Origin of the sequence: Actinacidiphila glaucinigra (assembly GCF_900188405.1) — a bacterium.
Lineage (GTDB): Bacteria > Actinomycetota > Actinomycetes > Streptomycetales > Streptomycetaceae > Actinacidiphila > Actinacidiphila glaucinigra.
Window position 1 is genome coordinate 395501 of record NZ_FZOF01000007.1, and the last position, 13891, is coordinate 409391.

At 72.0% G+C, this 13891-nt stretch carries 13 protein-coding genes; 8 read left to right on the forward strand and 5 right to left on the reverse strand.

From position 1 onward, the window contains the following. The first annotated feature begins 106 nt into the window (after window positions 1-106). The 4 genes from CHF15_RS17850 (at window position 107) to CHF15_RS17865 (ending at window position 3955) form a co-directional block, all read left to right on the forward strand. Entirely contained in the window at window positions 107-1207 is a 1101-nt protein-coding gene (locus tag CHF15_RS17850; RefSeq protein WP_089224795.1) for a PLP-dependent cysteine synthase family protein, read from the forward strand. Between the two features lie 277 nt (window positions 1208-1484). Continuing rightward, the gene (locus tag CHF15_RS17855) at window positions 1485-1964 is read left to right on the forward strand and encodes a DUF3558 family protein (RefSeq protein WP_089224796.1); all 480 of its coding nucleotides are present in this window, start codon (window positions 1485-1487) and stop codon (window positions 1962-1964) included. Between the two features lie 107 nt (window positions 1965-2071). After that, window positions 2072-2914 (forward strand): enoyl-CoA hydratase/isomerase family protein, encoded by an 843-nt coding sequence (locus tag CHF15_RS17860; protein ID WP_089224797.1) that lies wholly within the window; start codon window positions 2072-2074, stop codon window positions 2912-2914. A 72-nt stretch (window positions 2915-2986) separates the two neighbouring features. Next, complete coding sequence (locus CHF15_RS17865; RefSeq protein ID WP_089224798.1) at window positions 2987-3955, forward strand: MIP/aquaporin family protein; 969 nt, start codon at window positions 2987-2989, stop codon at window positions 3953-3955. Window positions 3956-4007: 52 nt separating this feature from the next. Here CHF15_RS17865 and CHF15_RS17870 read toward each other — a convergent pair whose 3' ends face one another. Then, on the reverse strand, window positions 4008-4520 hold the full coding sequence (locus tag CHF15_RS17870) for a cupin domain-containing protein (RefSeq protein WP_089224799.1): 513 nt from the start codon (window positions 4518-4520) through the stop codon (window positions 4008-4010). A 130-nt stretch (window positions 4521-4650) separates the two neighbouring features. Here CHF15_RS17870 and CHF15_RS17875 point away from each other — a divergent pair, with 130 nt between their 5' ends. Continuing rightward, window positions 4651-5355, forward strand: a complete 705-nt coding sequence (locus tag CHF15_RS17875; protein WP_089224800.1) for an alpha/beta fold hydrolase — start codon at window positions 4651-4653, stop codon at window positions 5353-5355. A gap of 148 nt (window positions 5356-5503) precedes the next feature. On the opposite strand, the gene CHF15_RS17880 is transcribed toward CHF15_RS17875, so the two are convergent. The 3 genes from CHF15_RS17880 to CHF15_RS17890 are packed head-to-tail and all read right to left on the reverse strand — an operon-like array spanning window position 5504 to window position 10584. Continuing rightward, the gene (locus tag CHF15_RS17880; protein WP_089224801.1) at window positions 5504-8278 is read right to left on the reverse strand and encodes a bifunctional YncE family protein/alkaline phosphatase family protein; all 2775 of its coding nucleotides are present in this window, start codon (window positions 8276-8278) and stop codon (window positions 5504-5506) included. A gap of 6 nt (window positions 8279-8284) precedes the next feature. Next, the gene (locus CHF15_RS17885) at window positions 8285-9646 is read right to left on the reverse strand and encodes an ABC transporter permease (protein WP_089224802.1); all 1362 of its coding nucleotides are present in this window, start codon (window positions 9644-9646) and stop codon (window positions 8285-8287) included. Beyond that, window positions 9643-10584, reverse strand: coding sequence for an ABC transporter ATP-binding protein (locus CHF15_RS17890; RefSeq protein WP_089224803.1), 942 nt, complete (start codon window positions 10582-10584; stop codon window positions 9643-9645). Before CHF15_RS17890 ends, CHF15_RS17885 begins: the two co-directional genes overlap by 4 nt. Window positions 10585-10812: 228 nt before the next feature. On the opposite strand from CHF15_RS17890, the gene CHF15_RS17895 reads away from it, so the two are divergent. Beyond that, entirely contained in the window at window positions 10813-11295 is a 483-nt protein-coding gene (locus CHF15_RS17895; protein ID WP_089224893.1) for a MarR family winged helix-turn-helix transcriptional regulator, read from the forward strand. After that, on the forward strand, window positions 11292-11738 hold the full coding sequence (locus CHF15_RS17900) for a MarR family transcriptional regulator (protein ID WP_089224804.1): 447 nt from the start codon (window positions 11292-11294) through the stop codon (window positions 11736-11738). The genes CHF15_RS17895 and CHF15_RS17900 overlap by 4 nt, the downstream gene beginning before the upstream one ends. A 104-nt stretch (window positions 11739-11842) precedes the next feature. Here CHF15_RS17900 and CHF15_RS44925 read toward each other — a convergent pair whose 3' ends face one another. After that, on the reverse strand, window positions 11843-12547 hold the full coding sequence (locus CHF15_RS44925; protein WP_245938901.1) for a glycine-rich domain-containing protein: 705 nt from the start codon (window positions 12545-12547) through the stop codon (window positions 11843-11845). A 646-nt stretch (window positions 12548-13193) separates the two neighbouring features. On the opposite strand from CHF15_RS44925, the gene CHF15_RS44935 reads away from it, so the two are divergent. Beyond that, the gene (locus CHF15_RS44935; protein ID WP_220093301.1) at window positions 13194-13790 is read left to right on the forward strand and encodes a hypothetical protein; all 597 of its coding nucleotides are present in this window, start codon (window positions 13194-13196) and stop codon (window positions 13788-13790) included. Window positions 13791-13891: the final 101 nt, after the last annotated feature.

Genomic DNA, 13891 nt, shown 5'->3' on the forward strand with positions numbered 1-13891 from the left:
AGACGCACCCCAGGACCGGCTGACGGTCCCTCACCCCCGCCCGTGAGCGCACGGGAGGCGGGTGAGCCGTGCACGGCACTCTTCCCGATACCAGAAGGCGGACACCATGAACGAGCCCACCACCGGCCGCGACCTCGCCTCCGCGGTCGGCAACACGCCCCTGCTGTGGATCTCCCACCCCCTCACCACGCCCGGACGCGGCTTCTGGGCGAAACTCGAAGGCGCCAACCCCGGCGGCATCGAGGACCGCTCCGCCGTCCACATGGTCGGCCGGGCCCGCGAGCGCGGCGACCTCCTCCCCGGCGCGACCGTCGTCGCGTCCACCAGCGGCGCCTTCGGGCTCGGACTGGTGCTCGCCGGACGGGTCTTCGGCCACCCCGTCACGCTGGTGACCGACCCGGACCTGGAGCCGGACATGAAGCGCCTGCTGCGCTCACGCGGCGCCCGCCTCGACATCGTCCGCGACGCCCACCCCTACCGGGGATGGCAGGAGGCCTGCCGCAGGCGCGTCGGCGAACTGCTCGCGGCCGAGCCGGGGTCGTGGTGCGCCGACCCGTACGACAACCCCGACAACGCCGACGCCTACACACCCCTGGCCAGGGAGCTGACCGAGCAACTGGGCCGGGTCGACGTCCTGGTCACCAGCGTCGGCACCGGCGGCCACTCGGCGGGCGTCAGCCGCACACTGCGCGCCCTCAACCCCGACCTGCACGTCATCGGGGTGGACACCGTCGGCTCCATCACCTTCGGCCAGCCCGTCAGGCCCCGCCTCGTACGGGGCATCGGCAGCAGCATCCACTCCCGCAACGTGGCGTACGAGCAGTTCACGGAGGTGCACTGGGTCACCCCGGCGGAAGCCGTCCACACCTGCCGGGCGCTGGCGCGCTCCCACTACGCGTCCGGGGGCTGGAGCGTCGGTGCCGTCGCCCTCGTCGCCGGATGGGCGGCCCGCACCTGCTCCTCCGGGACACGCGTCGTGGCGGTCTTCCCCGACGGCCCGCACCGCTACCTGTCCACGGTCTACGACGACGAGTACTGCCGGGACCGCGGGCTGCTCGGCACCGCCCCGGCCGCGGAACCCATGGAGATCGCCTCGCCCCACGACGGCGAGCCCACCCGCTGGACCCGCTGCCGCACGGTGACGAACCCCGTGGCGTCCCTCATCGCCCCGCCGGCGCATCCCGCGGAGGCGCCCGAGGCCGTGTGACGCGGCGCCGCCGCACAGGCGGTCGTGTCCGCCGGGCCGGGCCCGGCGGACACGACCGCCCCGCACGCGAACCGAGGCGACGGGACCCGCCGCGCTTCTGGCGGGGACCTGGTGCGCAGGGGGTGGCCGGCCCCTGTCGCACGGCGGTGACATTCGGTTGCCCCCCTGTGACAGGAGTCCGCAACTCGCCACGCGTGAGGCGACGTCTTCCGGGTCCGAGACAAGAGGCCGGAGTGCCGCTCCGCCCTTCGCACCACCATCGGAGGACCCAACAGTGATGCGTTCACCTCTGGCAATCGTCGCCCTGGTGCTCCTCGCCGCGACAGCGACCGCCTGCGGCTCGTCGGGCACCGGCTCGAAGGCGTCCCCCGCGAAGTCGGCCCCCGCTTCCGCCGCCAAGGGAAAGGGAGCGGTCTCGGACAAAGGCTCGTCGGAGGACGGCGAGAAGATCGACGCCTGCACCCTGCTCAAGCCCGAGGAGATCACGCCGATCATCGGTGAGAACGACGGCGGGCACCCTGACGCCGGTGTGGGGGAGAGCGTCTGCAGCTGGGAGAACCAGGACACCTACCACTCCGTCACGCTGAGCATCGGCTCCCCGAAGACGGCCGGCTCGGAGGCCGACGGTGCCGAATCGATGATGACCGTGTTCACCGTCGACGACCGCCTGTGCACCCTGCAGGTCGTCACCCTCAAGCGGGACGCCGACAAGAAGTCCGAGGCCGAGCTCATAGACCTGGTCCGCACGAGAGTGTGATCCCGGGCCCCGTGGGCCGGGAGGCCGCTCCCGGCCCACGGGACGCGCCGCACCCCGGCCGGACGCGGCCGGGTTGCCGCTCGTCCGCCGGACATTAGCGTCGGACCATGGACTCACCGACGCGGTTCACGCTGACCGAGCACTCGTCCACCTACTGGCGCGTGACGTTCGACAACCCTCCCGTCAACCTCGTCGACTCGACGATGACGGGCGAGCTGGACGCCGTCTTCACACGTGCCGAGCAGAGCGGCGTCGCGGTCATCGTCTTCGACAGCGCGGACCCCGAGTTCTTCATCGCCCACTACGACCTCTCCGCCAAGGAGGAGCTGGACCACGTCCTGGCCCATCCGGAGGAGGTCCACCCCTACACGGCGCTCCTCACCCGCCTGAGCAAGCTGCCCATGGCGACCATCGCCTCCATCAGGGGCATCGCACGCGGCGCGGGCAGCGAGTTCCTGCTCGCCACCGACATGCGCTTCGGCAGCCGTGAGAAGGCCGTCATCGGCCAGTTCGAGATCGGCATGAGCGCCATCCCCGGCGGTGGACCCGCCACGCGCCTGCCCGCCCTGGTCGGACGGGGCCGGACCTTCGAGATCCTCCTCGGCGGGCTCGACATGGACGGGGACCTCGCCGAGCGGTACGGGTACCTGAACCGTGCCTTCCCCGACGCCGAGCTCGACGGCTTCGTCGACGAGCTGGCCTCCCGCATCGCCTCCTTCGACCTGCAGACGATCAAGGACATCAAGCACTTCGTCAACGTCGCGACCCTGCGCCCGGACGGAGAGTTCAAGGACCAGATGGACGCCTTCTGGGCCGCGGTGAACCGTCCGGCACAGCAGCACGTCGCACGGCACCTGTTCGAGGCAGGGCTCCAGCAGCGCGGCGAACTGGAACGCGACCTCCCGCACTGGGTCACGCGGTACCAGTACCGCACCGGCGCCGACGCCTAGCATCCGCCGCGCCCGCAGGGCATCGGCGCGCGGGCGGCCGTCCCCGCGTGCCCCGTCTCCTGGAGAGGCCTGATGGCTGTTGAGATCCCGCCCCTGGTGAGCCCCTCGCGCTTCCGCCGTCGCGGGGGACTGCTCGGGGAGTGCCTCGCGGAGTTCCTGGGGATGTTCGTGCTCGTCTCCTTCGGATGCGGCGTGGCCGCCATGGCGGTCGCGGCACTGCCCGGTTCCGGCCGCACCTCGGGCGTCACCACGAGCTTCGTCGGCGCCGGTGACTGGGTCATGCCCGTGCTCGGCTGGGGGCTGGCCGTGACCTTCGGCATCTACGTCGCCGGCGGCGTCAGCGGCGCGCACCTCAATCCGGCCGTCACGCTCGCCTTCGCGGTGCGCCGCCGGTTCCCGTGGGTCAAGGTCGTGCCGTACGTGTTCGCCCAGCTGGTGGGCGCCTTCGCCGGGGCCGTGCTGGTGTACGCGGTGTACCACGACGCGATCAGCGCCCTCGACCAGGCGATGAAGGGGCCGAAGACGGACGGGCACACGCTCGCCAGTTTCTCGATCTTCGGCACCGTCCCGGCCTCGTACTTCCACGGGAGCCTGTGGGGCCCACTGGTGGACCAGATCGTCGGCGCGGCGTTCATGCTGATCTTCATCATGGCCGTCATCGACCTGCGCAACCCCGCCGTGCGGGTCTATCTGGGGCCGGTCGTGATCGGTCTGGCGGTCGCCGCGATCGGACTGTCGTACGGCGCGAACGCCGGGTACGCCATCAACCCCGCCCGCGATTTCGGTCCGCGACTGTTCGCCTGGGCCATGGGCTGGGGCGAACTCGCCCTGCCGGGCTCGCAGCCGGGCGCCTTCAGCGACTACTTCTGGGTCCCCATCGTGGGGCCCCTCATCGGCGGCGTGATCGGGGTCCTGGTCTACGACCTCTTCATCGGCGACGTCCTGCACATCCGCACCCGCATGGCCAAGGGCCCGGAGGTCGGCTGCACGCGTCCGGTGACGACCACGCCGGACGCGAGCGCCCTCGCACGACGCGGATGACGGCGGCGCCCCGCCCCCGGAGGCGGGGTGGGGCGCCGGCGGCGGGCCCGGGCTACGGAAGCATGATCGTCTTGGACTGCCGGATGACCTGCTCGGCGCGGGCGCCCATGTCGTCGTCGATGGGGGGCGGTGCCTCGCCGGGGCGGGCGGGTGTGCTGTGGTCGAGCATCAGCTGCTCGAGGCCGGGCGGTGTGTAGATGAAGAGCAGGCGCGCGGCGTGGATGCGCTTGTTCCTGAAGCCGTGCCGGATTCCCTTGGGCACATGGATGAAGTCACCGGTCACGGCGGTGAACTCGTGGTCGCCGTCCACGAACTCCAGCTCGCCGTCGAGGACGTAGAACGTCTCGTCCTCCTCCGTGTGCGCATGGGGGACCGGGCCGCCGCCGGCCGGAACGGTGGCCTCGACGAAGCCGATGTTCCCGTTGGTCTGCGCGCCCGTCGCCTTGATCGTGTAGACGTCGTCCGCGGCCCATACGGTCGGACCCTGGCCGGAGGGCACGTAGAGCGCGCCGCGCCGGTTCCACATCGGGTCGTCGGGATCGGTCTCGGTCAGCAGAAAACTCATCGTGTCTCCGTGGCAGTGGCCGGACGACCGGCCTTCGTGCCCCGAGCCTAGCAAAGTGCTTGACTAGTCAAGAATATGTTCCGTTCGTGGGGTTGGTGTCCCCGCTCACCCTGCCCCAGTATCAGGAGGTATGCGTGGTGCCACCGACTCCCGACCGAATGCGCCGACCCTGCTCCTCGTGCACGGGGCGTGGCACGGCTCCTGGTGCTGGGACCGGGTGCGGTCCCTGCTCGCCGCCGACGGCTGGGCGACGCGGGTGGCCGACCTCCCCAGTGCCGGGCAGGAGAACGCCGGGGTCCAGGAGGACGCGCGCGAAGTGCTGCGGGGGCTGCAGGGGATCGAGGGCCCGGTGGTCGTGGTCGCGCACTCCTACGCCGGGGTGCCCGTCGCCCAGGTCGTCGCGGAGGCGCCCGCGATCGCCCATGTCGTCTATCTGACCGCCTACCGGCTGGAGGTCGGCGAGACCGTCCTGGGCTATCACGGGGCTGCCGTGGTCCCGGAGCCGCGGGGGTTCCGGCCGGTGCCGGACGATCCGGTCGCCGCGTTCTACGGTGACGTGCCGCCGCGGGAGGCCGAGGCGGCGGTCGCGCGGCTGGTTCCGCAGAGCACGAAGTCGTTCGTCGAGCCGCTCACCAGTGCGAGCCGGCGCGCGGTCCCGTCCACGTATGTCGTGTGCGAGCGGGACCGGGCGCTGCGGCCGGCCCTCCAGGAGGACATGGCCGCCCGCACCGCCGGGCCGGTGTACCGGCTGCCCAGTCACCACTCGCCGTTCCTGTCCATGCCCGGGGCGTGCGCATCCCTCTTCGCGCGGATCGCCCTCGAGGCGACCGCCTGAGACGGTGCGGTGCGGTCGGGTGGCGTCGCGGGAGGGCGAAACGGACGACGCTCGCCCTGTTGTGCCAGCCGGGGAACGCGAGCGGCCTCCGGCCGGCGTTGGCGCCGGCCGGAGGCCCCTTGTGTGCGGTACGTGCGGGCCGCGTGCCTCAGCCGTCGTTCTCCGCCGACGGGATGTAGGCGCCCGGCACGTCGTCCGGCGCGAAGATCTCGTGCTCGCCGGGGTACGGCTTCGTCCAGGCGTGCGTCCGGTACCAGGTGAGGTGGTTCAGCTGCGCCGGGTTGGCGAAGTCCGGCCTCGCGTCGGGGCCGGTCAGCCGCTGCTTGGACTGCCAGTCCTGCCACTGCGCCGCGAGGGCCTTCTTGCCCGCCGGCACCTTCGTCGACGGGACGGCCGCGGCGTTCGGGTCCTGCGGGGCCGGGGTGTCCAGGCCGCAGGCGGGCGCGGTCTTCACGCCGTCGGTCAGCGGGATCCGGTTGGGCAGCGCGGTGAACGGCGTGTAGTCCGCCTTCTTGGTGAACGCGCCGAACATCGGGGTGGCCGCGCTGTCCTTCTGGTTCATCGGGTGGATCCCGAGGATCTGCTCGATGGTGCGGATCATCGTGATCTGCGAGTAGTAGCGGCTGTCGACGGTGCCGTGCCGGGCCCAGGGGCTGATGATCTGGATCGGGGCACGGTGGCCGTCGATGTGGTCGAGGCCGGCCTGGGAGTCGTCCTCGACCACGAAGATCGCGGAGTCCTTCCAGTACTCGCTGTGCGAGATCTCGTCGACGATCCGTCCGACCGCGAGGTCGTTGTCCGCGACCTGGGCGGCGGGGCCCGCGGTTCCGCCGGTGTGGTCGCTGGAGAGCCAGAACATGTTCAGGTTCGCCGGACCGTTCTTCTCGAAGTCCCGCTTCCATATCTCGGCGCGGTAGACGTCCGGGACGCTGGTGTCGAACTTCGGGAAGCCGGGCACCGAGACGCTGTTGAGCGAGGGGATGGGGGAGGACGACACCAGGTTGTAGGCGGTGTCCTGCCCGGTGGCCCGCATGTTCTTGGTGTCGCAGTACAGGTTCTGCCAGGTCGCGCCGGCCGGCTTGGTGAGGAACTGGTGGAACTCGCCGAAGTCCCGCACGCTCTTGCCCACCGCCTGCGCGCCGCTCCAGATGAAGCCGGTGCGCTGGTGGCCGAGGGCGTCGTCCTCGGTGTCGTAGCTGCGCGCGTACTCGCCGGCCGAGGACTCGGTGTACTCCGGGTTGTCGGCCTGCATCAGCCAGTTGTGGCCCTCGGCGGAGTTCGTACCGATGTCGTACGTGTTGTCGTACAGACCGAACTGCCGGGTCAGCGCGTGCTGGTTCGGCGTCACGTTCTCGCCGAACTCCGCGAGGGACGGGTCGCCGTTGCCCTGCGGGATGTCACCGAAGACCTGGTCGTAGGTCCGGTTCTCCTTGACGATCAGGAAGACGTGCTTGATCGTCGACGGGTCGCCGAGCCGCTGCGGGACGGCCACCGCCTTCGCGTGGCCCTTGCCCTTGCCCTTGTCCTTCGCGAGCTTGACCGAGCCGTTGGTCCAGCCGTTCTGCTGGAAGACCTTGGCCGTCTGCGACTTGATGACCTTCTCGCTCGGCAGCGTGAACCGCTGGACGCTCGAGGTGGTGTCGTGGGTGCCGTGCCCGGCGCTGTTCGTGGGCCGGCGGGCGTCGATGCCGCGGGTGTTGGAGACCACGACCTGGTCGCCGACGGTGGCGATCTCCGAGGGGAAGTAGTCCGTCGGGAGGAGGCCGACGTAGCTGACGGGCTCCTGAGGGGAGTTGTAGCGGTAGACGGCGACCGCGTTGGCGCGGCCCAGCGTCACCAGCAGGTGGCCGTCGTCGGTGAGCGTGACGGCGTTGGGCTCGTAGCCCACCGGCGACTCCGGCCACGGCTGGGTGGCGATGGTCTGGACGACCTTGTTCTTGCGGGTGTCGATGACCGAGACGTCGTTGGTGGCGGTGTTCGTGACGAACAGCGCGCCCTTCTTGGCGTACAGGGCGGTCGGGTGCAGACCCACGTCGATGCTCGCGACGGCGGCCGCCGGGTCGGCGAGGTCGATGACGCTGACCGTGCCGGTGGTGGTCGCGCCGGTCTTGGGGTCGGCCGGCACCTGGGTGCCGTACGAGTTGATCGTGGTCTCGCCGGGCTTCGCCGGCCGGCCGCCCTCGTTGCTGACGTACAGCTTGGAGCCGACCACGACCATGTCGCGCGGGGCGTTGCCCACGGCCCAGCTCTGCTTGACGGTCCCGGTGGCCGCGTCGATGGCGACCACGCGGTTCTGGCCGTTGACCGCCGCGTACACGGTGGAGCCGTCGGAGGAGAACACCGGCTCGCCCACCAGGGCGTGCTTGGAGCCGTCAGCGGGGATGGTGACGGACGTCGGGTTGGCGAGGCTGCCGTCCGGGTTCACGGTGAACCGCGTGTAGCCGTCGGTCTGGCCCAGCCACAGCTGCGTGCCGTCGGGCGAGTAGGTGGGGCCCTCCTGCCCCACGCTGTTGCTTGCGATGCGCAGGTTCGCGGACGCGGAGTTGCCGACGAGCTGCTGGACCTTCCAGCTCTTCAGGTCCACGACGGCCAGCGCCACGCCGCCGTCGGTGACCGAGGCCGCGAGGTGGGTGCCGTCCGGGCTGACCGAGGACGACATGATCTTGCCGTTGTCGATGACGAGGCGCTCACCGTACGGGGCGATGTACTGGTCGCCGGAGACGACCTGCCCCCGGTCGGTGACCTGGCCGACCTGGTCGTGGCCGAACTGGGTGGTCTGGGCGAACCCGATCCCGGTGCCGGTGGCGAGGACGACGGCGGTCGCGGCAGCCAGCGTGAGGCTTCTGCGGTTGCCGAACCGGCGGCCGAGGAGGGCGCGGGTGTCCCTCTCGGCGTCCACGCGGCGGCGACGAGTGACCTGCATCGTGAGTTATCCCTTCGGGGAGGTGGCGAGCAGTTCGACGTTGCCGTCGAACTGCCAGAGCGGGTTCGGCGCGTCCCCCACGGGGGTCCGCACCAGGAAGTAGCCGTTGACTTCCTTCGGCCCGTCGCCGTCCGCGACGTACCGCCCGTCCGGAGTGACGTCGAGCTGGTAGATGGCCTGGCCCGTGGTCGCGACGCCGGGGAGGTGCCAGGAGACGACGCAGCGCCAGTCGTTGCCGGCGCCCTCGGCGCCGTCCGCGACGCTGCCCTTGGTGCACGCCGCCGTGGCCTTGAGCTGGTTCTCGGTGACGGCGGGGCGGTTGAGCTGGTCGGTCTGCATGCGGTAGAGGTGCGCGAAGGCCGTGGCGACCGAGCGCTGCACCTTGTCCTGCTCGATCCCGGAACCCGTGGCCGGGGTCGTGACGGCGACGACGGCGACCGTCGCCGCGAGCAGCCCGGCCAGCGGGAGGGCTCCGGCGAGAAGCGCGCGGCGCGCCGAGCCGTCGTCGGTCAGGTTGGTGAAGTCGCGCCGCAGGAAGAGCAGATAGGCCAGGACCGTCGCGGTCACGGCCCACACCAGGCTGACCGCGATGCCGATGAGCAGCGGTGCGAGCTGCCGGGGGCCGGTGAACAGGCCGTTCCAGGAGATGAAGGCGTATCCGGGCAGGGCCAGGCGTACGGCGACGGGGAGCGGCATCATCTGCGCGAGCTGCATCGCGAGGGCGACGAGCGCGGGCAGCAGCAGCCCCATCGGGGACCGCCCGAGGGCGATGGAACCGAGGAGGCCGATCCCGGCCAGGGCCAGGGTCGGGGCGAGGGCGCAGGCCCAGGCGAGGAAGACCTGCCCGGCGGCGTCGGACGGCGTCAGCAGGTGGCCGTCGAGACCCACCAGGGGCTGGTTGCCGACGGCCAGGACGCCGCCGACCGCGCTGGAGCAGGCCATCCCGGTCACGAGCAGCAGCAGGACGGTGAGGCTGGCCAGCGCCTTCGCCGCGAAGATCCGCCCCGGCGAGCGGACCGCCACCAGCAGGTGGCGCCAGGTGCCGAGCCGGTCCTCGGAGGCGAACACGTCGCCGGCGACCACCGAGGTCAGCAGCGGGAGCGCCCAGGTGCCCGCGAAGCCGAGCATCACCAGCGGCCCGGCCCATGCCGTCGCGTGCATCCAGCGGCCGAAGAGGGTGTCGACGGGGAGCGTGCTCTGCCGGCTCACCGCGGCGACGAAGAGCGCCGGCGCGATCCAGCAGGCCAGGACCAGCAGGCGGATCCGCCACTGCGAGACCAGTTTGACCAGCTCGAAGCGGTAGCCGCGCGACACCGGGACGCGGCGGGTGGGGACAACGTTGTCGGCGACGACGTTCGCGGCGGTCATCGACCGGCCTCCTGCTGCTGGGTGAGGGCGAGGAAAGCCGCCTCGAGCGGGGAGACGACGGGCGCGAGTTCGCGCAGTGCGATGCCCGCCCGCACGAGGCCCACCACGAGTTCGTCGAGGGCGGGCACCAGCGCGCGCACGACGAGCACGTCGGCGTCGTTCCGCAGGCCGGCGTCGTCGACGACGCGGACGCCGTCCGTGCCGAGGGCCAGTTCGCGGGCGGCGTGCGTGTCGGAGGTGAGCAGCCGGTAGTCGAGTTCACGGTTCTCGGCGGCCAGTTTGCCCAGCGGGCCCGAGAAGGCGATCCGCCCGGTGGCGAGGATGGTGACCTCGGAGCACAGCGCCTCCAGGTCGTCCATGCGGTGGCTCGACAGCACGACGGCGGTCCCCTCGTCCGCGAGCCGGGTGAGGACTCCGTGGACGTGCTTCTTGCCCGCCGGGTCAAGGCCGTTGGACGGTTCGTCGAGCACGAGCAGCCGGGGCCTGGTGAGCAGGGCGGCGGCGAGTCCGAGCCGCTGGCGCATACCGAGCGAGAACCCGCGGGCCCGGTCGTCGGCGACGTCCGTGAGGCCGACCTGGGCCAGTACGTCGTCGATCCCGGCCGTCCGCGCGTCCTGCCCGCGGAGCGCGGCCAGCGCGGCCAGGTTCTGCCGGGCGGTGAGCGACGGGTAGAGGCCGGGCCCGTCCACGAAGCCGGCGACACCGTCGGGCGCGGCGAGCGCCCGTCCGACCGGCGTGCCCAGGATCTCGAGGCCGCCGCCGTCGGCGACCGCAAGGCCCAGCAGCAGGCCGAGCAACGTGGTCTTGCCTGCGCCGTTCGGTCCGACCAGGCCGTGTATCTGTCCCTGCGTCACGTCGAGGTCGACGCCGTCGAGCGCGACGACGTCCCCGAAGCATTTCGTGATTCCGCGAGCACGGACCGCGAGGAGTGTGTCCATGAGTCCCTTCTTCCGCAACGCCCATGGACCTTAGGAAGGGTGGCGGCCCCCGCCAGGGACGGTCGGTTGAATGGCCATTGAACGTATCGTCAAGACATCGGCAAGTCCGGGTGCGCGAAATGGGCCTCATCGAGGCGGACTTGGACAGAACCGGGCGGGCGTAGGCCGCGGGCTGCGGGCGGATGGGTGGGCGCCTCGGGGAATTTGGTAGCCATGTACTGTATTCGCATGAGTTCAGCAACGGAGAGCGCCACGCCGGGGTTCCTGGTCTGGCGCCTGTCGATGAAGTGGCGGGTGGCCGTCGACCGGGCGGTCGCGCCGCTGGGCCTGACCCACGCCCAGTACTCGGTGTTGGCGTCGCTGTACGGCATGTCGCGCTCCGGGCTGCGGCCCAGCCAGCGCCGGCTCGCCGACCACACGGGACTCGAACCGCTCTACGTCTCCAAGCTCGCCCGGGCCCTGGAGACCGCCGGACTCGTCGCTCGCACCCGGGACCCCGGCGACCCGCGCGCCATGCAGCTGTCGCTCACGGAGCAGGGGCGTGAGGTCACGCGACGCGCGATCGACGTGGTCCAGGGTCTGCTGGACCAGTTGCTCGTGCCGCTCGGGGGGCAGGACAGTTCGCGTACCCGGCAGTTGGTCCGCGAGCTGGCGACCCTGATCGACGCACCTCTTGACCCGTACGCCGAGAACGACGAGGAGCAGTCATGAGCACTGGCACGCCCACGGCCGACGGCCGGATGATCGCCCTCGCGCACCACGCGGCGCGCGCCCTTCTGGAGGGTGTGCTGACGCGCCACGGCGTCACGTTCCACCAGAGCGTGACACTGCGGGCCGTCGTGGCCGCGGGCGGGTCCGTCGGCCGGGGCGATCTCGTCCGCGACGTCGTCGGCTCGCTGAAGACCGACGAGTCGGTCGTGCGCGGAGTGACCGAGGAGCTGACGCACGCGAAGCTGCTGGAGGAGGATCCAGCGGATGCCTCGCGGGTGCGGCTGACGGACGCCGGGCGGGAGCTTTACGAGACCACCACCCAGGAGACCGCCGGGATCTCCGCCCGGCTGTACGCCGGTATCCCGGCCGAGGACCTCGCCGTGGCCGGTCGCGTGCTGACGCTGGTCACGGAGCGTGCGAACGCGGAGCTGGCCGGGGTCTGAGGCGCCCACGCCCTGGCCGCCGTTCCGCTACGTCCGCGGCCTCGTGAACGGCGGGCGCCCGGCGCGTCATGCGGCGCGCCGGGCCTCCCGCGGATGGGCCTCGGTCACCACCAGACGACCACGTATCCGGGCCCACCCGGCTTGCCGGCAGGGCTCGTCGCGGTGCCGCCGTCGCCGCCCGTCCCCGGGTCCCCGAAGAGCGGCGGCCCGATGATCTGCGTCACCACGGGCGGCGGGACGATGCCGTTCACCGCGGGGGCGCCCTGACCGGTGTCCAGGCCGCGCTCGCCCTGGCGGCCGACGCTCGTGTCCAGCAAGGGCGGGCCGCAGAAACCGAAGCCCCCCGGACCTCCGGAGGCGAAGGCAGCGGATCCGCCCGTGCCGCCCGTGGCGAGCGGGACCGCGAGGGTGTTGGGGGCGACGGCCATCGATGTGATCCCGCCCTGGCTGCCGGCGGTGTTCGCGGCGGCGCCGCCGGCTCCGCCCTCGCCGATGGTGACCTGGTGAGGCTGCCCCGGCTGTACCTCGACGGTGCACCAGACGAAGCCTCCGGCGCCCCCACCGGCGCCGGTACCGGGGTTGATGCCGCTTGTCCGCACTCCGGCGCCGCCACCGCCGGCGCCCCACAGCTGGACGAAGACGGTGGTGACCCCGTCGGGTGGGACGAAGGTTCCGCTGACGCTGAACTGCCGCAGACCGTGAACGCCGCCGGGCCCGGGCGGCCCGACCGGCCCCTGCGGCCCGGCGGGACCGATGGAGCCCGGGTCTCCCGCCAGGCCTTGTGGTCCCTGCGGCCCGGCGGGTCCCACGGGTCCGGGGTCACCCGCCGGGCCGGCCGGCCCCACGGAGCCCGGGTCTCCCGCCGGGCCGGCAGGCCCGGTGGTGCCGGGAGGGCCTGACGGCCCGGCAGGTCCCGAGGGCCCGAGCGGTCCCGCAGGTCCCGCAGGACCCGCCGGGCCTGGGGCTCCGGGTGGTCCCGGGGGGCCGGGTGGCCCGGGGCGGCCCGCTCGTGGCGGGCAGTAGCCGGGTACGGCCGGGACGAAGAAGCAGGGGGAGGCGGAACTCCGCGGGGCGACGGCCCGCTCCGCCACATGGGGCGTCGCGGCGCGTTCCCAAGTGCCCGCGTGCGCCATGCCCGTCACCGCACCGGACGTCAGAGCTACGCTCGCGGCCACCGTCCACACGCGCGCGCAGCTCGGACGCCGTCCGGCCGACACCGCTTCGCCGACTCGGCGGATCACAGCACCACCTCCAGGTTGGGGCTTCGGGGGCGGACCGCGCCGCCTGTCCCGCCGCAAGAATCACCCCGGCTGGCATCTGACGCACCCTCAGCAGCCGACCGGGTGAGTGGCTCCCGGCTATCGGTGGAGCGAGAGGGCGGCGGGCCGGGCCCGGACGGCGCCATTCCGTGGTATCCAGGCCTGAGTCGGGGCGATCGACTGGCGGGGGAGAGCCGTGAGAGCACTGGGCAGGGCAATGCCGGCCGTGCTGGTGCTCGCCGCCGTGGTGCTGGGCGCCGCGGGCTGCACCCTCACCATCGGCGAGACGGACGGGGAGCCGGCCGATGTCTCGGTGGCCACCGCGACCGCCTCCACCGCGACCGCCTCCACCACCACCCCGTCGTCCGGCCCGCCGTCCGCGTCGACCGGCGCCTCCGCCTCGCCCTCGCCGTCTGCAACGCCGAGCCGTGCCGCGACGCCGGTGCCCGTCCGCGGACCGGATCAGAAACTGGTGGTCATGACCGTGAGCGGCGGCTTCGCGGGCGTCCACCGGGAGGTGACGCTGCGGGGTGACGGCACCGTCCTCACCAGGGAGAGGGGCGGACCCGTGGTGCACCGTGCCGGCGCCGCCCGGTTCAAGGAATTGCGGCTCCTACTCGGCGACCCGGCGCTGGAGGACGTCCCGGACCTCACGATGAACATGTCGGCGCACGACATGTTCCAGTACACCCTGCAATTCAACGGCCGCACGATCATGACGGACCGCTCCAGCAAGCTGCCCGCACTGGAACGGCTCATCAACGCCCTGAGCCGCTGGCTGCCGGCGAACTGACCCGCACCGCACCGCCCTGAACGACGGGAACAGGAAATCCGTACGTCAGGAATACGGAAGATGAATTCCCCCGCCGTCCTGAGGCACAACTCACCATTTCC